Origin of the sequence: Serratia proteamaculans (assembly GCF_008830365.1) — a bacterium.
In the GTDB taxonomy this organism is placed as follows: domain Bacteria; phylum Pseudomonadota; class Gammaproteobacteria; order Enterobacterales; family Enterobacteriaceae; genus Serratia; species Serratia proteamaculans.
In genome coordinates, this window is sequence record NZ_WBKI01000002.1 from 910,464 (window position 1) to 931,850 (window position 21,387).

Annotated in this window: 23 protein-coding genes, 1 tRNA gene and 2 rRNA genes; 4 read left to right on the forward strand and 22 right to left on the reverse strand. The window is 55.2% G+C overall.

The genetic code is table 11. From position 1 onward, the window contains the following. Nucleotides 1-8 precede the first annotated feature (8 nt). Both gloB and mltD read left to right on the forward strand, forming a co-directional pair. Nucleotides 9-764 carry a hydroxyacylglutathione hydrolase gene (gene gloB / locus F8R23_RS13335; protein ID WP_129936084.1) on the forward strand — a complete coding sequence of 252 codons (756 nt, stop codon included), beginning with the start codon at nt 9-11 and terminating at the stop codon, nt 762-764. Between the two features lie 71 nt (nt 765-835). Further along, nucleotides 836-2,224, forward strand: a complete 1,389-nt coding sequence (gene mltD / locus F8R23_RS13340) for a murein transglycosylase D (protein WP_176979060.1) — start codon at nt 836-838, stop codon at nt 2,222-2,224. A gap of 76 nt (nt 2,225-2,300) precedes the next feature. On the opposite strand, the gene F8R23_RS13345 is transcribed toward mltD, so the two are convergent. After that, entirely contained in the window at nt 2,301-3,095 is a 795-nt protein-coding gene (locus tag F8R23_RS13345; protein ID WP_099064967.1) for an endonuclease/exonuclease/phosphatase family protein, read from the reverse strand. Nucleotides 3,096-3,337: 242 nt separating this feature from the next. Beyond that, the gene (locus F8R23_RS13350; RefSeq protein WP_129936085.1) at nt 3,338-4,513 is read right to left on the reverse strand and encodes an MFS transporter; all 1,176 of its coding nucleotides are present in this window, start codon (nt 4,511-4,513) and stop codon (nt 3,338-3,340) included. 106 nt (nt 4,514-4,619) lie between these two features. Here F8R23_RS13350 and yafC point away from each other — a divergent pair, with 106 nt between their 5' ends. Further along, nucleotides 4,620-5,504, forward strand: a complete 885-nt coding sequence (gene yafC / locus F8R23_RS13355) for a DNA-binding transcriptional regulator YafC (RefSeq protein ID WP_129939071.1) — start codon at nt 4,620-4,622, stop codon at nt 5,502-5,504. A gap of 47 nt (nt 5,505-5,551) precedes the next feature. On the opposite strand, the gene dkgB is transcribed toward yafC, so the two are convergent. The 17 genes from dkgB to F8R23_RS13440 all read right to left on the reverse strand — a co-directional run bounded on the left by dkgB (nt 5,552) and on the right by F8R23_RS13440 (nt 20,035). After that, on the reverse strand, nt 5,552-6,355 hold the full coding sequence (dkgB, locus tag F8R23_RS13360; protein ID WP_129936087.1) for a 2,5-didehydrogluconate reductase DkgB: 804 nt from the start codon (nt 6,353-6,355) through the stop codon (nt 5,552-5,554). A 141-nt stretch (nt 6,356-6,496) separates the two neighbouring features. Continuing rightward, complete coding sequence (locus F8R23_RS13365; RefSeq protein ID WP_129936088.1) at nt 6,497-7,726, reverse strand: beta-ketoacyl-ACP synthase; 1,230 nt, start codon at nt 7,724-7,726, stop codon at nt 6,497-6,499. After that, nucleotides 7,723-8,454, reverse strand: coding sequence for a 3-ketoacyl-ACP reductase FabG2 (locus tag F8R23_RS13370; protein ID WP_129936089.1), 732 nt, complete (start codon nt 8,452-8,454; stop codon nt 7,723-7,725). Before F8R23_RS13370 ends, F8R23_RS13365 begins: the two co-directional genes overlap by 4 nt. Then, nucleotides 8,451-8,924, reverse strand: a complete 474-nt coding sequence (locus F8R23_RS13375) for a hotdog family protein (RefSeq protein ID WP_085115287.1) — start codon at nt 8,922-8,924, stop codon at nt 8,451-8,453. The genes F8R23_RS13370 and F8R23_RS13375 overlap by 4 nt, the downstream gene beginning before the upstream one ends. After that, nucleotides 8,924-10,090 (reverse strand): beta-ketoacyl-[acyl-carrier-protein] synthase family protein, encoded by a 1,167-nt coding sequence (locus tag F8R23_RS13380; protein WP_129939078.1) that lies wholly within the window; start codon nt 10,088-10,090, stop codon nt 8,924-8,926. Before F8R23_RS13380 ends, F8R23_RS13375 begins: the two co-directional genes overlap by 1 nt. Then, nucleotides 10,090-10,662, reverse strand: coding sequence for a DUF3261 domain-containing protein (locus F8R23_RS13385; RefSeq protein ID WP_129936090.1), 573 nt, complete (start codon nt 10,660-10,662; stop codon nt 10,090-10,092). The genes F8R23_RS13380 and F8R23_RS13385 overlap by 1 nt, the downstream gene beginning before the upstream one ends. Continuing rightward, nucleotides 10,662-12,968 carry an MMPL family transporter gene (locus F8R23_RS13390; protein ID WP_151415709.1) on the reverse strand — a complete coding sequence of 769 codons (2,307 nt, stop codon included), beginning with the start codon at nt 12,966-12,968 and terminating at the stop codon, nt 10,662-10,664. Before F8R23_RS13390 ends, F8R23_RS13385 begins: the two co-directional genes overlap by 1 nt. Continuing rightward, the gene (locus F8R23_RS13395; RefSeq protein ID WP_129939074.1) at nt 12,958-13,563 is read right to left on the reverse strand and encodes a LolA family protein; all 606 of its coding nucleotides are present in this window, start codon (nt 13,561-13,563) and stop codon (nt 12,958-12,960) included. Before F8R23_RS13395 ends, F8R23_RS13390 begins: the two co-directional genes overlap by 11 nt. Beyond that, entirely contained in the window at nt 13,560-13,988 is a 429-nt protein-coding gene (locus F8R23_RS13400; RefSeq protein ID WP_099064977.1) for an acyl-CoA thioesterase, read from the reverse strand. The genes F8R23_RS13395 and F8R23_RS13400 overlap by 4 nt, the downstream gene beginning before the upstream one ends. Beyond that, the gene (locus F8R23_RS13405; protein ID WP_129936092.1) at nt 13,985-15,703 is read right to left on the reverse strand and encodes a glycosyltransferase family 2 protein; all 1,719 of its coding nucleotides are present in this window, start codon (nt 15,701-15,703) and stop codon (nt 13,985-13,987) included. Before F8R23_RS13405 ends, F8R23_RS13400 begins: the two co-directional genes overlap by 4 nt. After that, nucleotides 15,694-16,038 (reverse strand): 3-hydroxyacyl-ACP dehydratase FabZ family protein, encoded by a 345-nt coding sequence (locus F8R23_RS13410; protein ID WP_129936093.1) that lies wholly within the window; start codon nt 16,036-16,038, stop codon nt 15,694-15,696. The genes F8R23_RS13405 and F8R23_RS13410 overlap by 10 nt, the downstream gene beginning before the upstream one ends. Beyond that, the gene (locus tag F8R23_RS13415; RefSeq protein WP_129936094.1) at nt 16,035-17,408 is read right to left on the reverse strand and encodes an AMP-binding protein; all 1,374 of its coding nucleotides are present in this window, start codon (nt 17,406-17,408) and stop codon (nt 16,035-16,037) included. Before F8R23_RS13415 ends, F8R23_RS13410 begins: the two co-directional genes overlap by 4 nt. Further along, nucleotides 17,375-17,932, reverse strand: coding sequence for a COG4648 family protein (locus F8R23_RS13420; RefSeq protein WP_198642211.1), 558 nt, complete (start codon nt 17,930-17,932; stop codon nt 17,375-17,377). Before F8R23_RS13420 ends, F8R23_RS13415 begins: the two co-directional genes overlap by 34 nt. Before the next feature lie 42 nt (nt 17,933-17,974). After that, on the reverse strand, nt 17,975-18,226 hold the full coding sequence (locus F8R23_RS13425; protein ID WP_012005336.1) for an acyl carrier protein: 252 nt from the start codon (nt 18,224-18,226) through the stop codon (nt 17,975-17,977). A gap of 9 nt (nt 18,227-18,235) precedes the next feature. Continuing rightward, a complete protein-coding gene (locus F8R23_RS13430) occupies nt 18,236-18,496 on the reverse strand; it encodes a phosphopantetheine-binding protein (RefSeq protein ID WP_017891685.1) in 261 nt (86 codons plus the stop codon). Between the two features lie 4 nt (nt 18,497-18,500). After that, entirely contained in the window at nt 18,501-19,319 is an 819-nt protein-coding gene (locus F8R23_RS13435; protein ID WP_129939077.1) for a lysophospholipid acyltransferase family protein, read from the reverse strand. Further along, a complete protein-coding gene (locus tag F8R23_RS13440) occupies nt 19,319-20,035 on the reverse strand; it encodes a beta-ketoacyl synthase chain length factor (RefSeq protein WP_129936097.1) in 717 nt (238 codons plus the stop codon). Before F8R23_RS13440 ends, F8R23_RS13435 begins: the two co-directional genes overlap by 1 nt. A 286-nt stretch (nt 20,036-20,321) precedes the next feature. Between F8R23_RS13440 and F8R23_RS13445 the strand changes: the two genes are divergently transcribed. Next, nucleotides 20,322-20,711 (forward strand): hypothetical protein, encoded by a 390-nt coding sequence (locus F8R23_RS13445; RefSeq protein ID WP_112347844.1) that lies wholly within the window; start codon nt 20,322-20,324, stop codon nt 20,709-20,711. 189 nt (nt 20,712-20,900) lie between these two features. Here the strand turns inward: F8R23_RS13445 and F8R23_RS13450 are convergent. The 3 genes from F8R23_RS13450 to F8R23_RS13460 all read right to left on the reverse strand — a co-directional run. After that, nucleotides 20,901-20,977, reverse strand: a tRNA-Asp gene (locus tag F8R23_RS13450). Nucleotides 20,978-21,071: 94 nt separating this feature from the next. Continuing rightward, nucleotides 21,072-21,187 (reverse strand): 5S ribosomal RNA (rrf, locus tag F8R23_RS13455). 102 nt (nt 21,188-21,289) lie between these two features. After that, nucleotides 21,290-21,387 (reverse strand): 23S ribosomal RNA (locus tag F8R23_RS13460); the annotation flags it as partial.

Genomic DNA, 21,387 nt, shown 5'->3' on the forward strand with positions numbered 1-21,387 from the left:
GGTCCAACATGAATCTTATCAGTATTCCCGCCTTCCAGGACAATTACATTTGGTTATTGGATAACCAGCAGGGGCATTGCACTATCGTCGATCCCGGCGAGGCACAGCCGGTGTTGGCAGCGCTGGATCGCCTGAACCTGGCGCCTGATGCGATCCTGCTGACCCACCATCACCACGATCACGTTGGCGGCGTTGCACAAATTACAGCGCGCTATCCCGGGCTGAAAGTCTATGGCCCGCAGGAAACCGCCGACAAAGGCGCTAACCACATCGTTCATGACGGCGACACTATCGAAATTAACGGACGAAAATTCGCCACCATCGCGGTTCCCGGACATACATTGGGTCATGTGGCCTTCTATAGCGCTCCTTATCTGTTTTGCGGAGACACTATTTTCTCTGCCGGCTGCGGCAGGCTTTTCGAAGGGACCGCCGAGCAAATGTACGATTCATTTCAACAGCTCGCGCAACTTCCCGATAACACGTTAATTTGTTGCGCGCATGAATATACGCTTTCAAATCTTAAGTTTGCACGGGCTATTTTGCCGGAAGATCGACAGATTGAAACATATCAGCAACAAGTCGAGGCGTTACGGGTAAAAGGCCAACCCAGCGTCCCTACCCTGCTACAATTAGAGCGTAAAATTAACCTATTCTTACGCTGCCATGACACTGATTTACAAAAGAAATTAGGCTTCCATACGCCACCAAAACACCTTCATTCAGTTTTTTCCGAATTACGCCTGCGAAAAGACAACTTCTGAGCTTTTAGTTGTGTTGTTTGGCGAAGCAAAGTATGATTGCTCGTCTTTTAAGCAACTATATTGACACACACATGAAGGCTAAAGCGATATTTCTCGCCTCAGTCTTGCTAGTGGGGTGCCAGTCGTCCAGGCAGGACGCACCGGCCCCAGAACAGCATGCACAGAGTTTGTCTTCGGCAGGTCAAGAAGGTGAAGCAGGAGAGTACACAGCGAATGGTCGAGCGAGCTCGGCGCGGTGGCTAGATAACAATAGTGGTGCCGCGCAACAGAACCTGTGGAACTTCATTAGCGACGAGCTGAAGATGGAGGTTCCGGAAAATTCCCGGATCCGTGATCAAAAAAGAAAGTACCTAAAAAGTAAGAGCTATCTCCACGATGTAACATTACGGGCAGAGCCGTACATGTACTGGATAGTCGGGCAGATTAAGAAACGCAATATGCCGATGGAACTGGTACTGCTACCCATAGTGGAGAGCGCTTTTGACCCCCACGCCACGTCAAGTGCCAACGCCGCAGGGCTATGGCAAATCGTGCCGCAAACGGGTCGGAATTATGGTTTGAAAAACAATCAGTGGTATGACGGGCGACGCGATGTCGTGGCCTCGACAACTGCTGCGCTTGATATGATGCAGTATTTGAACCGCATGTTTAAGGGTGACTGGTTACTGACCATTGCTGCTTATAACAGTGGTGAAGGCCGTGTCATGCAGGCGGTTAAGGCGAATAAACGCCAGGGTAAGCCAACCAATTTCTGGGCATTGTCGCTTCCACGTGAAACGTCAATTTATGTCCCGAAAATGCTGGCGCTGAGCGACATCATTAAAAACAGCAAGAAGTACGGTATCAATCTGCCTAAGACTGATAACACCCGTGCACTGGCGCGTATTGATGTTGGGCAGCAAATACAGTTAACTCAGGCGGCTGAGATGGCTGGGCTTTCACTGACCAAGATGAAAGCTTACAACCCAGGCTACAAAAAAGGCGTTACGGCACCCAACGGGCCCCATTATATTATGGTTCCCAAAGGTCATGCCGATCAGCTGAAAGACTCGTTGGCCGATGGCCAGATCGCAGTGACTCAACCAACCACCCAGTTGGCGAAGAACAGCGGTTTGACTGGTGGCAGCTCGTATAAAGTGCGCTCCGGCGATACGGTATCGGGCATTGCCAAGCGGTTGAATATCAAGTCCAGCGATTTGCAGAGTTGGAACAATTTACGTGCCAAGAGCACGCTGAAAGTTGGGCAAACCCTGCAAGTGGCCAGCAACACCGGCAGTAACAGCAGTATCACCTATCAGGTTCGTAAAGGTGATTCGCTTGCCAGTATTGCACGTCGTCACGGCGTCGATATTAACGACGTGATGCGTTGGAACTCAACGCTTGCCAAGGCTAACAGCAGCCTGCAACCGGGTCTGAAATTGACCTTGTTTGTCAGCGATAAAACGTCGCCGGATACCTAAATTTTCGGCACAAAAAAAGCACCCCTCGGGGTGCTTTTTTATTGTCGGTGATCCGTACTGAATACGGGGGTGAACATTACCAGTGCGGTTTGTCGGCCTCTGGATGAAACTCCACCAGCAGTGGATTATGATCCGACGCGCTGGTCACCAGGACCGAAGCCTCTGCCACCCCCATGTTGCGATAAAACACAAAATCCAGTGGGCGACCAAAAGCCTTGCGACGGTGATCATCGGTGAAATTCACCTCACGCAGCGCCATATCACTGGCGAACTGATAAAGCGCATTAATTCGTTTACGGCTCCAGGCATTAAAATCCCCGGCCATGATCACCGGCCCATGGTGATGGGCAATCTGCTCACCAATTGGCCCCAGTTGCTTACTGTAAACGTCCACGCCCAGGCTGAAATTCACCGCATGAATATTAACTACCATCAATAACTGGCCGTTAAACAACGGGTAGACGGTGATCAACGCCGACTTGGCCAATCGCAGCAAAGGTTCACGTTCACGTAGCGGACAACAATAGACCGGATGCGCCGCCGCCAGCGTCATTACGCCGGAAGGATGCTGCGGCAACACAAATGCCGGCACCTGATCGGCTGCCAGGTAGTTTGACGTAGCAAAGCTCACCAGTTCAGGTGTGGTTTGCGCTTCCTGCAACAGCACCAGTTGCGCATCCTTACCATAGCTTTTCAGCACCGAAAGCCAGTCGGCCCGCTGCTGTTTAAAGATATTCCACACCATGACCCGTAACGCGCCGGACGTGGGCAATGCAGCCCCTGGCGGCAGCGCTTGGTCGATGGCGCCAGGGAAAATTCGCTCAACTGGCTGGCCTGCAACATACCTCATTGCATAAGTTCGTTTCGGCACGCTATTCGCCTATTTCCCATTAGGATGAAACTGGCGGTGACATTCCCGCCAACAATGAATTGATTATACGCCTGCCCTCGGCTGACGGCATGGCTTTTAGGGGTTATACCCTTTCAGTTATAGGGGCGTGATACAGGGATTTCAATCTTCTGACAGTATATGTGTGTAAAGGTTAGCGGCGGCGTGTCATAAATGCGAAAAGGCCCGCAAAATGCGGGCCAGTGAAGAAAAAACGATGAGGTTCAGGCCAATTGCTGCCGGTACTTCTTATCCAGCCGGCCGCTGACCGCCACCAGTAACAGCGCCACCAGCACAATCAACGCACCTATCCACGGCGTTTGCGCCAGACCCAAGGTCGCCACGGTTTGGCCACCGATCACTGAGCCAAGGGCAATACCCACGTTAAAGGCCGCAATGTTCAGGCCGGAAGCCACATCCACCGCATTTGGCGTGTACTGCTCGGCTTTTTGTACCACATACACCTGCAGACCCGGAACGTTACCAAAGGCAAACACCCCCATGACGATCACCGTCAACAACGCGGCAATGCTGTGGCTGGCAGTGAACTGGAATACCAGCAACAGAACGGCCAGAGCGGCGAAAATAAAGCTCAATGCACGCACGGCACCGTGACGATCCGCCAGTTTGCCACCCCAGATGTTACCTATCGCCACCGCAATACCGTAGGCCAGCAGGATCCAACTGACTGCCGGAGCGGAGAAGCCCGCCAGTTCCTGCATCATCGGCGCCAGGAAGGTGAAGGTAGTGAACACACCACCGTAACCCAGTGCAGTAATGGCGTAAATCAGCAACAGGCGAGGATGCGTCAGCACTTTTAACTGGTCCTTAATGCTGGCACTGGCCTGATTTTTAATGTTGTTTGGCACCAAAATAGCGCTGGCCACGGTGGCTATTACGCCAATCAGTGATACTGCCAGGAAGGTTTCACGCCAGCCAAAGTGCTGGCCGATAAAGGTCCCCAAGGGCACCCCAGTCACCAGCGCCACGGTCAGGCCACCAAACATGATGGCAATCGCCGAGGCGGCTTTCTCTTTCGCGACCAGGCTGGTAGCAATGGTAGAACCGATTGAGAAGAACACCCCATGTGCCAGACCGGTCAGCAAACGAGCTATCACCAGCGACTCATAGCCTGGCGACTGCCAGGCCAACAGGTTACCAAGGGTGAACAGCACCATCAGGCTGATCAGCAGCAGCTTGCGCGGTACACGGCCGGTTAACGCCGTCAGCACCGGCGCGCCAATGGCCACGCCGATAGCATAAATGGTCACCAGCAGCCCGGCGGACGGCACAGTTACCCCTAACTGCTCTGCAATCGTCGGGATCAGTCCGACAATCACAAATTCCGTCGTACCGATAGCAAAGGCACTGATGGTCAATGCAAGTAATGCGAGAGGCATCTTTTTTACTCCAAATAGCGTTCAGGTTGATGGCGGCTATTATCGGCCCATGCTTAAATGATAAAAATGCTCAAAATATCAAATTAATTTTGCCAAAGGAGCAACAGTGAAAGCGAACTCCGATGAACTCATCACCTTCGTCACCGTGGTAGAAAGCGGCAGTTTCAGCCGGGCAGCAGAACAATTGGACCAGGCCAACTCGGTAGTCAGCCGTACGGTCAAGAAACTGGAAACCAAGCTGGGCGTGACGTTGCTTAACCGCACTACACGCCAGATCAGTCTGACGCAGGAAGGGGAGAACTATTTCCGTCAGGTGCAGAAGGTGTTGAGTGATATGGCAGCCGCGGAAAATGCGCTGATGGAGAGCCGTCAGCGTCCGCAGGGGCTATTACGCGTCGATGCCGCCACCCCGGTGGTGCTGCACGTACTGACGCCGCTGGTGGCAGAGTTTCGGGCGCTCTACCCGGAAATGACGCTGTCGCTGGTGTCATCGGAGAACTTTATCAATCTGATTGAGCGCAAAGTAGATATCGCCATCCGCGTCGGCGAGTTGACCGACTCCAGCCTTAAGGCGCGCAAGCTGATGACCAGTTACCGGCGTGTCCTGGCCTCCCCCGCCTATTTGGCACAGTACGGTACGCCGGGAACGGTCGAAGAGCTGGAGCAGCATAGCTGCATTGGTTTTAACGATCTGCCCAGCCTCAACCGTTGGCCACTGGCCTGCGCTGATGGTCGCCAGTTGGAAATTGCTCCGAGCCTGACCACCAACAGTGGGGAAACCCAGCGTCACCTGTGCCTGCACGGCAACGGTATTGCCTGCCTGTCGAATTTTATGATTGACGCAGATATCCAACGCGGCGATCTGGTGCCGATTTTGGTTGAAGAGACCCTGCCGGTAGCGATGCCAGTTAACGCGGTGTATTACAGTGACAGCGCAGTCAGCAACCGCCTGCGCAGCTTTATCGATTTTATCAGTGAGCGATTGACGTAATAAAAAAGGCGCCCGTTTGGGCGCCCCGATACATAAGTGAGAAAGAATTAATCCCAGTTCGGTGCCAGACCTTCCGGGCTGACCAGACGGCCATTGTTTTCCAGGCTGGCGATTGCAGCCATTTCCTCGGCAGTCAGCGTCAGTTGCTGCGCCAACAGGTTGCTCGCCAGGTTTTCACGTTTGGTCGATGATGGGATCACCGCGTAACCCAATTGCAGCGCCCAGGCCAGGATAACCTGTGCCGGAGTGGCGTTGCGGCTTGTCGCGATAGCCTTGATGGTCTCATCCTTCAGCGCCTGGCCATAGGCCAGCGTCATGTAGGAGGTGATGGCAATGCCGTGCTGCTGGGCAAACTCCACCACCTTGCGGTTCTGTAAATACGGCGACAGCTCGATCTGGTTAGTGGCGATCTGGTCCGCGCCTACCGCATCAATCGCCTGCTGCATCAGATCCAGAGTGAAGTTGGATACGCCAATCTGGCGGGTCAGGCCCAGTTTTTTGGCTTCCGCCAATTCAGCCATAAACTCCGCGACAGAGACTTCGTCATTCGGCGACGGCCAGTGGATCAGGGTCAGATCAACATAGCTGGTTTGCAGTTTGCTCAGGCTCTCTTGCAGGCTTGGGATCAACTTGCCCTTCGCCAGGTTGGCGATCCAAATCTTGGTGGTGATGAACAGCTCTTCACGCGGGATACCGCTGGCGGCGATCGCCTGGCCCACTGCCGCTTCGTTTTCATAGATCTGTGCGGTATCAATGACGCGATACCCCAGTGTCAGCGCGGTACTAACCGAATCGATAACGACCTGATCCTGAAGACGGAAGGTACCTAAACCAAATGCAGGGATGCTCATAATTTTATTCTCTCATTAGGATGTTGAAGCGATATGGGAGGATTATGGCAACTGTTTTGTTGATCAAAAACGCCCTATTGCGCATAAGACTTTTGATTAAAATACAACAATTGCCGGAGTAAGCACCCCGGCAAGGCAAGATTACGCCCAGCGGCGCAGGATCAGCGAGGTATTGATACCGCCAAACGCAAAGTTGTTGGACTGCACAAATTCGGTATCAATCTGGCGATAGCCGCCCATGATGTAATCCAGGCAGCCGCAGGCGCTGTCCGGTTCACTGAGATTGATGGTCGGCGCAAAGCTGCCTTCACGCATCATCTCCAGCGCCATCCAGGCTTCCAATGCACCGCAAGCACCCAGCGTATGGCCAAAGTAGCTTTTCAACGAGGAGATCGGCGTGCTATTGCCAAAAATCGCCGCCGTTGCCTGACTTTCTGCGATATCACCACGATCGGTCGCCGTACCGTGAGCGCTAATATAACCAATATCACCGATCGCCAGCCCGGAGGCCTTCAGTGCCTGCTGCATACAGATCTGCATGGTTTCCTGCTGCGGCTGGGTAATATGCGCGGCATCGCAGTTGGTGGCAAAGCCGACAATCTCGCCGTAAATGGTAGCACCGCGCGCCAGCGCATGATCCAGTGACTCCAAAATCAGCGTCCCCGCCCCTTCACCAATCACCAACCCGTCACGCTGACGGTCAAACGGGCGTGGCGAAAGCGCCGGGTGATCGTTCTGCTGGCTGGTGGCGAACAGCGTGTCGAACACCGCCGCCTCCGAAGGACACAGCTCTTCGGCTCCCCCCGCCACCATCACCGTCTGATACCCATGGCGAATGCTCTCGTAGGCGTAGCCAATGGCCTGACTGCCTGAGGTGCAGGCGCTGGAGGTCGGGATCACCCGGCCGCGCAGGCCAAAGAACAGGCCGGTATTCACCGCCGCGGTGTGGGGCATCATCTGCACATAGGTGGTACCGGTAATATTGCCGGTGTGCTTCTCGGTTAGCATGGTGGCGAACTCGCTGACCGGCTTGGTGCTGCCGGTCGATGAGCCGTAAGCGATACCGGTCTCACCGTTGGTCAGAACAGCCTCACCCAGCAGCCCAGCCTGCTCAAGTGCCAGTTCGGTTGCCCTCGTGGCCAACAGTGAAACCCGCCCCATCGAACGAATACGCTTGCGGGTATAGTGATCCGGCAATATAAAATCCTCGACCGGTGCGCCAAGGTGGGTATTCAGCCCCTGATATTCTTCCCATTGCGTCATGTAACGCACCGCATTCTTGCCCTGCTTCAGCCGGCTGGAGACATCCGCCCAGTTATTACCGAATGCCGTCACACCGGCCATGCCGGTTACTACCACTCGTTGCGTCATACCATTCCTCCGTTAATGGAAATGACCTGCCGCGTCACATAGCCGGCAATATCCGACATCAGATAACTGGCCAGCCCGGCCACCTCTTCCGCCGAGCCCATGCGTTTAAGCGGGATAACGCGCATCGCTTCATCCAGCGCCGCCGGCTCCATGTCGATCATGCCGGTATCAATCAGGCCAGGCGCGATGCAGTTAACGGTGATTTTGCGTTTCGCCAGCTCGATTGCCAGCGCCTTGCAGGCACCGATCACCCCGGCCTTGGCCGCACTGTAGTTGACCTGCCCACGGTTACCCATCACGCCGGAAACCGACGACAGCGCAATAATCCGCCCGCCCTTACGCAGGCCAATCATCGGCATCACGCAGGGGTGCAGTACGTTGTAGAAGCTGTCGAGATTGGTATGGATCACGCCATCCCAGTCGTCCTCACTCAGCGCAGGGAAAGCACCATCGCGGGTAATACCCGCATTGTTCACCACGCCATAATAGGCGCCATGAGTTTCAATATCCTGCTCCAGCACCTCACGGCACTGGTTGCGGTTGCTGATATCAAACTGAAGCAACCGCCCTTGCCCACCGGCGTTGGTAATTTGCTGCAGTGTCTGTTCTGCCCCGGTTTTATCGCTGTGGTAGTGAACTACCATCAAAAAGCCATCGGCAGCCAGGCGGCAGGCGATGGCCTGACCGATCCCTTTACTGGCGCCGGTGACTAAAACGGAACGCATCATGCGTCTCCCCTTAAGGTCGTCAATTGAATGATTTCTTGTTGATCAGGCTGGTAAGTATTCAGCCTGCCCTGTGCGATACGCACATTATCGATACTGATTTCACACTCAAAACTGGCTAACTTTTCATCTTTCAACAGTTGCTGCACGCTAACCAACAGTTTACTGCCGGCAGGAAAGACCGGTAACTCGCAGTGAATCGCACGTCCGCCCAGCAACATGCCCAACTGCGGCGGCTGAGCGCTCTGACGGCCATGCCAGCCACTCCAGACGCCAATCGCCTGTGCCATCAGCTCAATGCCATACCAGCCCGGCAGTGCGCCTTGCGCGTCAAGAAATGGCGCCAGCACGCCGTCGGCGCTGACCGTAACGGCACAGCGGGCATGCTCTTCACCTACTTCAAGCACCTGTTCCAATAGCACCATTGGCGATGCATGAGGCAAATAGTATTCGGCAGTGTGATAGTGATTCATCAGGCTTCTCCCAATAGCAGACAAGCATTGTTACCGCCGAAGGCAAACGAATTGGACAAAATCGCACGCTGTCGCAGCAGTTGTGGTTGGCAGACCAGGCCTATCGGTGCCAGTTCGGCATCACGCGGCACGCGACTGAAATCTTGCTGCGGCAGCGGCAACGGCTGAGTCAGCAGCAGCCAGCTCAACGCCGCTTCGACCGCTCCGGCAGCGCCCAACGTGTGACCGGTAAGATGCTTGGTAGAACTGCACGGCGTCTGACTACCGAACAGGCGATTGACCACCTGCGCTTCAACCTGATCGTTAAGCCGTGTGGCGGTACCGTGCAGATTAATATAACCAACTTGCCCGGCATTCAGGCCGGCTTGCCGCAGCGCCATGCTGATGGCCCGTTCGGCTCCTTCACCGGCAGGATGCGGTGCCGACATATGCCAGGCATCGGAAGATTCACCGACGCCCAACAGTGCGACCGGTGCCGGTTCCCGCGTTAACAACATCAACGCTGCCGCCTCGCCGATATTAATGCCACTACGCCCAGTGGCGAACGGCGTACAGCGTTCCGCTGAAAGTGACTCCAGGCTGTGGAAACCGTTAATAGGCATTTGGCACAGGCTGTCGGCTCCGCCAACAATCGCCGCGTCCGCCAACCCGGCCTCAATCAGGCGTTTACCGCTGATAATGGCACGCGCACTGGAGGAACAGGCGGTAGACAGGGTATAAGCCGGGCCACGGGTAGCAAGAAACGCGCTGAGAAACAGGCCCGGATCGCCCAACTCCTGCTGCTGATAATCATAACCCTGCGGCCACTGCCCCGCCTGATACTGTTGCAGCGCCAGCTCACCTTCGTGGATACCGGAGGTACTGGTGCCCATAATCACCGCAACACGATCCGCACCGTAGCGGGCGATAGCCTCGCGCACTGGCGTGTCGATCTGCGCCAATGCTGCCAGCAGCAGGCGGTTGTTGCGAGAGTTATGCTTTTTGAGTGGCTCAGGAATGGCAGGCAGTTCGCCCTGTACATTTCCGAACCAGGATGGCGCGCCCCCGAGCAGCCATTGCGTCTGCTGCTGCATGCCGGGCGACACGCCCCGCGCCAGATTTTCCGCTATCTGCGGCAAACTGTTACCCAACGCATTCACCATCCCTACGGCGGAGAAGTAGATCATCATTCGCTCCCCAGGTTCTGAATGGTGATGCGGTAATGGAAAGCGGATTGGGCGATAGACTGCGGTTCACGCCACCCGTCCCCCTGCTGATAACGGATTTCACTGATGATCGTCCCACGATCGTCATACAGACGCCGCACCTGCGGTTGATCTTCCAGCCGCCACCCGGCAGGCAGCAAAGGTTGCCAGTCCGTCAACGGCCAATAGCTCAGCATGATGTCGGCCAACACCTGGCTGGCGGGCGGCAATTCGCCCACTTTGATCAACTGTTCGGTGTGGATCCCCTGACGATCGTAGGTCAGGTTGAACAGCCGGATACCGAGCGGCGACATGCCGACTAATTGCAAGCGCTGGCCGTCGGCATTGAGCAATACCAGCATCGAATGCTGCTGCCCTTTCACTTCGGCGGTCAGCAGTTGCTGCTGGCTGAACGGCTGAGCCAGCGTCGGTGCGGGTAATATCACCCGAGTGCCGGGTTTCAGCCACGCCTGCGGCAGGGTTTGATCCTGCGAACCGGCACAACCGGCCAGCACCGCGACCAGCGTTAACAGCATCATTCGTAAGCCACGCATCAGGCTTTTCCTCTTTTTCTTTTTGTTGCTAACGTCAGCGGCGCTAACAGAAAGGCGACGGCGATGCCGCTGCTCAATACAATGCCAAAACTGCTGATGGCCTGAGTATGGCTCAGCACCAGCATGCCAAAGGTCAATTGGGTGGTGAATACCGCCATAAAGATGGCAAACATCGAGGTGGTCGGCGTCCCCCGGGGATTGGTAAAGAACAGCGTATAATTAATGCCGATCCCCAATACCAGCACCAACGCCAACAGCGAGAACAGGTTCAGCGTATGGCCGCTCAACGCCAATACCGCAATACCGCTGCCCAGCGACAACAACGTCGGCACCATGCAGCGCAGACCATGACGCAGGCCAAAACGCCACAGATAAATCAGCGCGATCGCCACCACTGACAGCATCAGCAGAGAGGAAAGATACAGCCGGTACTGGCCAAAGAGTTCACTGAATTCGGTTTTACGGTCGATCCAACCGGTGCCCGGCACCTGTTCAGCCAATGCCTGCATCGCCGCGCTGTTCTGCACCCCGTTGACCGGTACCAACGCTGCACTGCGCCCATCGGGCAGCGTCAGCCACAGCAGTCGCCAACCCTCGCTGACCACGCTACCCAGCCACTGATCCGGTTTCACCCATTCCGCGGTCAAGTCAGGGGCTTTCAGGGGCAGGTCCGCCTGCTGTAATTGCGTCATCACCTGCGGTGCCACCCGCTGCAACAGAGCGACGTTCTGCTGCTGGCGCTGGAGTGAAGGCAGAGGTAACAGACGATAATCCGCCAGCACGCCCTGCCGTTTTGCCTGCGCCAGCTTGGGCTGCAGCAACTCGATGCGCTGCAACAACTGTTCGGCATTTTCGCCGTAGACCACCAGCCATTTCTGATCGTTATGCTGACCCGTCAATGCCGCAATGCGTTGTTCCTGTTGCTGTAACGCCGTGGGTAACGCCTGCAATTGGCCAATATCGTCGTCGATCTTCAACTGGCTGAAACCGGCCACCACCAGCAACAATACCGCTGCGGGCAACCCATAGCGCAGTAAGGAACGATGTCGCCAGGCATGCAGCCAGCGCAGGATAAGCGGCAAACCCGGAGCTGGCCGCACCGGCAGCCGACGCGACAACCGGGGATACCAGCAAATCACGGTAAGACAGGCGGCGCTGAGCCCGGCAGCGGCAAACACCGCCAACTGCTGCAAACCCGGGAACGGCGCAATCAACAGCGCCAGATAAGCCACTACAGTGGTCAGCAAGGCCATCGACAGCGCCGGCAACAGCTTTTGTAAACTGGCCAACGGTGTCGATTGTTCACCATGCACCATACGTTCGGTCAGGAAATAAAGCGTGTAATCGGCCGAAATGCCGACGATGCTGATGCTCAACACCAGCGTCATCAAATGTATTTCGCCAAAGGCCAACAGCGTGGCGACGGTGCCCGCCAAGGCGCCCATCCCCACCGATAGCCCGCACAACAACAGCGGCAGCGGTGAACGGAACATCAACAGCACCAATACAAACACCCCCACCACCGACGCCAGGCCAATAGTGGAGATATCCCGTTCGGCCTGTTGGCTGGCGTAATTGCTGTAATACAGCGTACCGCGGTTCAGCACCTCTGCCCCCGGCCAGCGCTGCTGCAGTTGTTGCTGCAATACCGTAAGTTTATCCACCGTGCGCCGGGCACTGCTGATGTCATAAGAAGAGGTGCTTAATTCGGCGTGCAGCAGATACCAACTGCGGCCCTGTGCATCACGCGCCACCAACCAGCCATTGGACAGGCTCAGCAAGCCACCGTTTTGTTGCTGTGCCAGCTGCGAGGCTCGCACCAGCATCAGCGGATCGTTAGCCAGCTCCTTACCGCTAACACCGGCGAAAGCAGAATAGAGTTGCCCGAGGATCCACTGGCTTTGCGCATCCGCCCCCTGCAACAACCGTTGCCGGGTGGCATCGTCCAGCAACACATTACGGTGCTGGTAGAAAAAACGCCCCCACTGCTGCTGACGTTGCGCATCCATTGGCCCGCCAACCTGCTGCAGTTCCGGCATCTGGCGTAATTGTTGCCACCACCAGTTCACCGCAGCGCTGTCTGCTCCCGGCGGCGGGCTGACCAGCCACATCAGTTGGCGGTCGAGCCGGTGGCTGAAACCTTCGGCCAGCTCATCCGGTACGCCCACCAGTTGCTGCTTCGGTAATAGTGCCAACACGCTGCTGTTGATCTGGCTGCGCGGCAACAGCCAGCACAAAGCCGCCAGCAACAGCAGGCAAATCGCCAGCCAGCCAAACGCCAACCGCCGATGCAATTCAGGACGCAAAACGCTGTTGCTCCTCGGCGGTCAGCGTCTGTGGTGCCGTACGCTGGTTAAAGAAGCGGATATGGGTGGCATCACTTTGCATATCATCGATATCAATGGTTTCCAGGAATTGCGCACCGTTGAGGGTAATTCGCTTGAACAACTTGTCGAGAGGAGTGGTTTTGGGTATCAGCACCAGTCGCCATTGGCTTTTTCCCAAATCGCTGAACTGCAAAGCAAAGTTTTGATCCAGTGCCTGGCTGTCGGCGTGAAACAGCGCGGTCAGCAGGTGGTTGAACTGAAACATTTGCGGATTGTTGTCCGCCGTTACCACCTGCGGCGGCTGGCCTGCCAGAGTTTGTACCATACGCTTATCATCCAGCAGCAGAGTCAACGGGAAGGGTTTCTGTTGCGCCCACCAAAGCCCTTTTTGCTGGGAAATCAGCAGCTCACCGCTGGATTTCAAAGGTTTCGTCATGCCGCTGATGCTGCGCTGCTGTTCGAACTCGGCGCGCAACACCGGCTGTTGGCTAAAGCGCTGTTGCAATTCCGGCAACGTGACCGCCTGGACGCTCAGGCTGAAAAAGGCGATAAGAACCCATAACCCGTACTTCATTGCGCCCCCTCAATGTTGTCCAGCAGCACCTGCGGTGAGGCAAAACACATTTCTTTGCTGTCAGCATCTACCGCTACCTGAATGGTATGACCGCGGGTGGTGGTTTTGCCGCTCTCTGCATCCAGAATGCGGTAGCCAATGCGCAGGCGGTTTTCATATTCTTCCAGCTCGGCGCAAACGATAATGCGCTGCTCAAACAGCACCGGCGCGATATATTTCACTCGCGTATCCACGATCGGCCAGACATAGCCCGAAGCCTGCATCTGCCGATAACCGTAACTGAACTGTTTGAGCAGCGCTTCGCGCGCGATCTCAAAATAACGGAAATAGTTGCCGTGCCACACGACGCCCATGGCATCGGTATCATGGAAAGGGATAGCGATTTCAATACTGACGGAGAATCGCGGATCGTCTTTTAGCTTCATGTCTCAGGCCCCTGTTGCGCTGACGGCTGCGCCGCCAGTTGCCAAAAATCGAAAAAATTAAACCAGTCGAGCGGTGCCAGCAGGCAATAGTGCTCCAGCCGTGCGGCATAACTATCCACCGCGTCTTGCAACGCCTGCTGGCGCTGCTGACGGGGTAATAACAGCGGATCGGCAAACGGCTCGAAATAAACGTTCAGGCGCCCCTGCTGCTTGAGACCGAACATCAGAAATACCGGGCAACGCAGTGCGGCAGCCAGGACAAAGGGTCCCTGCGGGAAAGGGGCTGGTTGGCCGAGAAAACGGCTCCATACTACGCGTGGTTGCTCACCTCGCTGATGTTTACCGGCAGAGGTGCGATCGCCGACGATCGCCACCCATTCACCGGCATCCAACTTGTCCTGCAGCCGCATGGCCGTTTCCGGCCCCAGCGACGTCACTGAGATCAAATTCAGATTGGCGCGCGGATTCACTTCTTTCATCATCTGGTTGAAGCGCTCGGCGTGCTCGGTAAACACCAGGGCATTCACTTTTACGCCTGAATCCAGCTCGCCCAGGGCACGGCAGGACTCGATATCCCCCAGATGTGAAGCCAGGATCAGCGTGCCTTTGCCGGAAGCTATCTGGCGTTCACAGCCAACGCGATCCACCAACCGAATATCATTCAGTTCCCCACGCCAGCTCGCCAGCTTGTCGAGCATCGCCTCGCCAAAACGCATAAAGTGATGGAAGCTGCTGAGCGGCGCAGGCAACGGTTGCTGCCGCCCCTGGGCGAACTGCCGCAGACGCTGCAGGTAAGCGCGCGATGCCTCGCGCTGGCGACGCCCGGTCAGCCAGAAATAACCGATCACCGGATACAGCAATAATTGAAATACCCGGCGGCCAAACAGCCGGTAGATCTGTAGCATCAGCCGGATGCCCCACAGGCCATGGCGTTCCTGGGTCGCCGACCAATGTTGTGGATTAACCGACCGTTGGCGTTGCCGCAGCAGGCGAGGAATACGCGGCAACATGCCAAAGAACAAACGGGTATGCATCCAGGAGATACGCAGATTATCGCGCAGCGCGTCAAAATGAGAAACGCCGTCGGCCGGATAGGTGACCCGCGTCGGTAAAAAACGACTGGGGACCCCCTGCCAATACAGCCGGACCATCACTTCGGTATCGAAATCCATGCGCTTGCCGAGCGGATGGCGCGTGGTTAGCGCCAGCGTCGGTCCCACCGGATAAACGCGAAAACCACACATGCTGTCTTTCAACGACAGCGACAGGGTTTCTATCCATACCCAGATATGGGTGACATAGCGGCCATACAGGCGAGCTTTTGGCACCGAGCTGTCGTAAATGGGTCGGCCGGAAATCAGACAATCCGGATGAGCGCGCGCCTCGTCGATCATGGCCGGGATATCACTCAGTTGATGCTGGCCGTCGGCATCCACCTGTAAAGCGTGGCTGTAACCCTGCCGTTGTGCCAACTGCAGACCGGCGATCACCGCCGCCCCTTTCCCCTGGTTTTTCTCCAGCCGTAGCAACCTGACCCAAGGTAGCTCCGCAGCCAGCCGCTGGAGTTCCCCGGCGGTGTCGGTATCGCTGCCATCGTCCACGATCAGGCATGGCAGACCATAGCCAGCTAACGAGCTCAGTACCGCGGCCATCATCTTCCCGTGATTGAAACAGGGGATAACGAGACAGGGGGTGAAGGAGGCACTCACTGACATAATGAGATCTTACCGCTGCTGGCGATCGTTTCACCCACGCGGTAGTTGAATAACAGTTTATGCCGTGCCGGCTGCCATTCAAGCTGTAACAGTACGGTTTGCTCCGGCAACAGGGGTTGTTGAAATTTGATCACTTCGATCCCTTTGAACCCAGCCTCGATAGCCAGCAATTGCCGGGCATACTGCATCACCCAGTTCAACTGCGTGACCCCCGGCAGGATCGGATGTTCAGGGAAATGGCCGCGAAACCAAAACAGCCCGGCGGGCAAACGCAGCTGCAGGCTGGCATGGGTGGCGTCACTCACCTGCTGTTGCAGCACCTCAGGTTGCATCATAAAAACAGCTCCTGTAGTTCAGCATAGGCGCGCTTGCCCTGCGGATTCAGCGGAATGGCATCGATAATACGCCAGCGGCGCGGCAGAGCCACCGGCTCCAGCCAGCCCCGCAGCGCCTGATGCAGTTCGCGAGTTAACGCCCCTTCGGACAAGCTTTGTCGGCGGGTTTCGCCATAGGGGGACAACACGAGCACCGCTACCAATACCGTGCGCCCTGTTTGCTGTTGCGTTAACACCGCAGCATCGGCGATCTCCGGCAGCGAAGTCAGCCGACGCTCAATTTCGCTTAGCGACAGGCGTTTCTCTTCCAGTTTGATAATACGATCGGCGCGGCCGTTTAATTGAAAGTGTCTGCCATCCGGGGCGAGCTGAATAATGTCGCTCAACACCAGTTCGCCGCTATCAGGGATCAGTGGCGACACGACCTTGGCGCTGCTGTCTGCATTAACCGTTAGCGTCACGCAATCAAATAGTTGCCACAGTGCGTCCTCTCTAACTTGCTTGCGCCAGGCCAGTGAGCCGGTTTCCGTCGTGCCGTAAATTTCCAGCGGCAATCCGCCCAGCATCTGCTGCGACAGTTTGGCTTCGGCACCAGATAGCGGGCCACCGGCGGAAAATACCTCAACGCATTCGGTCAGCGCCAGGCAGCTATCCAAACGCTTAAGCCACGCCGGGCTGCTGACAAACACCAGACGCCGGCCCTGGTGTCGGGCAATCAACTGTTCATGATACTGCGTTAACTGCGCATCAAACGGCAGGCCAAAAGCCAGTGGCAGGAACAGGCGAAAACTCAGGCCATACATATGCTGGTGAGACACCGACGCGATAACGCAGCAACCCTGCAAGGGCTCGTGCCAGGTTTCAGCCAGCAGTTCGCTTTCATGGTCCATACAGGCGACGGATTTATTCACCGCCTGCGGCTGGCCGGTAGAACCGGAAGTGTAAAGAATAAAACGAGGATCCTGAGGCCAGGCGGGCAGTACGCTATCCGCATTGGCACCCTCGGATACCGACAAAACCGGCACGCCGGGATCGAGAGGCATATCGGTCAGCAACGCATCGTAATCAGCCCGCTGCTCTTTGAGGATGGCTTCGCGCTGGTGGCCAAAAATCACCGGCACCCTGGCGGCATACAAAGATGCCAACAACGCAACGGCAAAGCGATAGCTATCATCAAAACACAGCGCCCAACGACGCTCTTGCCTGCCTGCCAGCGTTGCAGCCAATGCGGCAACGTCACGGCGAAACTGACTGAGATAGAACACCTGAGCGCCACGCCAGGCAATAAGCAGCCCATCATCACGCTCCGGGCTGAGCCATTGGCTCATCGGCAAACTCAGGCGCGCCTGATCCTTTTCCTGACTGTCCATTCAATACCCATTAATGCCCCCATCAGCAGATAGCTGATGCCGCCGTTATACAGCGTCCAGAGTGCAATATCACCGGACAGGCAGGTTGCCAGCGCTATCGCGCCGTTAACAATAAAGAACCCACACCAAACCTGAGTCACCCGGCGAGTGTAAGCCACGCCAGCAGCATCCAGCTGCGGCTCGGTTATACGCGCCAATCGCTCAACCACCGTGGGTGGCACAAACAGCGAGTATACAAACAGCGACAGCAGTAATGCGTTGACCCATACCGGGTAATACAGCAACCAGTGGCTCTGCTTCAGCGCCCAACTGGCCAGCGCCAGCAAGATACCAACAATAGCCAGGGATTTGCCTAACCACATTTGCTGACGAAGTTTACCGCGCAGCACCAGCAAGCGTAAGGTAAACACCGTCACCAACAGCGGCGCCAGGACAGTGGTTCCCCAGCGAGTCAAGCCAACCCAAACCGCCAGTGGATAAAGCAGCAGCACCAGCCAGGTCACGACCTGCAACAGCCGCAACATCGGATTCAGCCATGGGGCAGTGTTCACCTTTATACTGCGGCCTTAACTGTCTGACTTAAGCAGCTCATCGATGGCATCAACCACGTCTTGCACGGTGCGCACCGACTTGAACATTTCCGGTTTAATCTTCTTGCCGGTTGTTTTCTGCAGGTGCACGACCAGATCCACCGCATCAATGCTGTCCAGTTCAAGCTCTTCGTATAAGCGGGACTCAGGCTTAATGTCATCCGCGTCCAGCTCGAACAGCTTGACCAACAGCGCCTGAATTTGCAGGTAAATTTCTTGCTTATCCATGAAAACCTCTTATTTGCTACGCTGTGCAGAAACAAACTTTGCCAGCGTTTCCACGGAATAAAAATGTTGACGCATATCCTGGCTTTCAGCCGACAGCACCACGCCATAGCGGTTCTTTAATGCCAGACCCAATTCCAATGCATCAATGGAATCCAGGCCCAGCCCATCACCAAACAGCGGTGCCTCAGCGTCAATCTCCTCCGGTGTCATACCTTCAAGATTGAGCGTATCAATGATCAATTGCTTGATTTCGGTGCTCAATAAATTCATTCCACTATTTCTCATTATTTATAGGTTCTGACTGTAAGGCGTCAGTTAAATGCTGGGTTAATCTTCTTGCCGCAAGGGCGGGAGAAACGTCATTTGCATGAATAAATGCGCGGGCGTCGATCTTATCCTGAACGGTGATATGGAACTGCGGCTTTATCGCCGGGATATTATACCATTTACCCTGTTTCGTCAGCATGGGGGGCTGGCAATGAATATGCACCACGCGGATGTCACACTGCCCTCGTAGCGCAATATTGGCGGCCCCCCGCTGCAATGTCAGCGCCTTGCCCGGCGTAGTACGAGTGCCCTCCGGGAATATCAGGATAGTCCCTCCGCTGGCCAGGCGTTGTCGGCACTGTTCCAACAGAATATCCGACTGCGCATTTGCCAAGTACCCCGCCGCTTTGATCACCCCGCTGACAAACACATTACTCAGCAAGGCTTCTTTGACGATACAGTCACAGCGCGGCATCCGAGATGCCAGCAACACATAGTCCAGCAGGCTGGGATGATTGGCGATCACCAGGCAACCGCGATCCTCACTAAAGCGTTCTACATTGTCGAAATGGTAATCCAGAACGCCAAAAAAGCGTGTCGTGGCCAGGAAGAAACGGAAACTGTGACGGATTGAGTTCTGCGTCAATCGGCTGCGGCGAGCTGGATCACGGACCACCAGACGCATCAGGTTAAACCAGACGCCAGACAGTAACAGACCACCCAAACCAAACAGTGAAAAGCAAAAGCCCGTCGCCACCACCCGCCAACAGCGATTAAACCAGGAGGATTTTTCGGGAGCATTTTCCGCAGGGATCGTCGTAGCCATCAGCGTTTCCAGGACCAGTCGTGCCGTGGGCCCGGTACAGTGAATTCATCATCAGCACTCAACCAACCCCGTAAAAACGCCAGCCCCTGTGGCTCATGGCGGTTAGCCTGTTCGGTGGTTGTTGCCTGGCAATGCAGAGTGCCACCGCTTTCGAGCAACAGGGCGACAGCATAGGGAACCGAATTTTCCGGCGCGAAAGGTCGATAAACCTCCGGCACAATACCGTCGAAATCAATTAACAATACCCGCCCCGCACTGCCCGTGGCCAAGAGCGCCTGGGCCTCAATCATCCCCTGCTGAAAGCTGTCTGCCCCGGCAGCCAATGAAGTGGTCGGCAAAGTATTCTTCGCCATAATAGTCAACCACCCTGCCGCCGTGTTGTGCACCGACATGGCAAAATCCGTTGGCGATAAGGGTTGTTCCTGATGCAGATGCCGAAGAATTTTGTGCGTCCGCTCCAGTTCACCATGACGACTGGTAAAGATCGCCATATCCGCCTGGTAGTCATTCAACAAGATCAGTCCGCTTTCTACCGCCAAACGGGTTCCGATACTCATCCGACGCAGCGACATCATGGGGATATGAGAACAGCCGGGTAATACGCCCTGATATTCAGCGGCAAGAGAGTCATCCGTAGCCCATTGGCGCCATGCATCACGCGTTCCACGATCGGGAGCCATCGCCCACCAACTGAGTATATTCATGTCGCCCGCCATTAAAGGGTATTACCGGCCAGAAAAATTCCGTGGGTAAATTTATTATATCTAACCTCAGAATGCATTCCCAAAATTCCTATTTTTACACGGAATATTCGATTAAACGATTAGGTTTACTTATCGACATAACCTGATGAGACTTGAGATAAAAAGGAATTATCGTAATGAAAACCAGCAATATTTGTCGAAAATGCTTCATCGGAGTATCTTAATCGGGGAGAGTCATACACTACACCCGGTGTGTGGCTAATACATTTCTTATTCACCATCACTCATGGAAAAGAGTATGAAACCATTAAAATTCATTTTAACTGGCGTATTCGCTGCGGTTCTGGTCAGTGGTTGCGCAGGTACAGCCCCGGTAAGAAACGTCAGTCAACAGGTTACTGGTAGCCACAGTGACGCACAGGTGCGTCAGGCCATTCTCTCTGCAGGCTTGAACCGTGGCTGGATTATGAACCCGACCGCTGACGGCGTGATCGATGGCAAAATTTTGCTGCGTGGTCACAGTGCCGACATCCGCATCACTTACAATACGAATAGTTATCAGATTAACTATATTGGCAGCGGTAATATGGATGCCAAAGACGGAAAGATTCACCCAAACTATAATCGCTGGGTGGCCAATCTGGATAAGGATATTCAGTTGGAACTCGCCCGTCAGAATATTAAATAACGACGAGAATGTAGATTACCCGGTGGGGATCCTACTGCCGGGTATATTATTCTTTATATTGGCATTCAATTCAGACAATTATTTATCAAAATAGATTTTCACCGCATAAATCACGCTGAAATAGGCTATTTCTCTGAATTTTTCATATGAAAAAGCCCTGAGTCAGAGACTCAGGGCTTATCAAATTAGTGGCGGAACGGACGGGGCTCGAACCCGCGACCCCCTGCGTGACAGGCAGGTATTCTAACCAACTGAACTACCGCTCCACCGGTTCTTTCACGTTACATCTTTCGATGTGGCAAAACCGCTCATGGCGATCCTGCTCATTACCGGGTGTCAAACCGATAACGTTTAATTGATGCCTGGCAGTGTCCTACTCTCGCATGGGGAGACCCCACACTACCATCGGCGCTACGGCGTTTCACTTCTGAGTTCGGCATGGGATCAGGTGGGACCACCGCGCTATGGCCGCCAGGCAAATTCTGTTTCATTCTCGGCCGTTACCATCAGTAACCACCAGAACCAATCTCGGAACTCGCTGAAAATCATCTCTCAAATCAAAACACTTTTGGTGTTGTAAGGTTAAGTCTCACGGATCATTAGTACTGGTTAGCTCAATGCATCGCTGCACTTACACACCCAGCCTATCAACGTCTTAGTCTTAAACGTTCCTTCA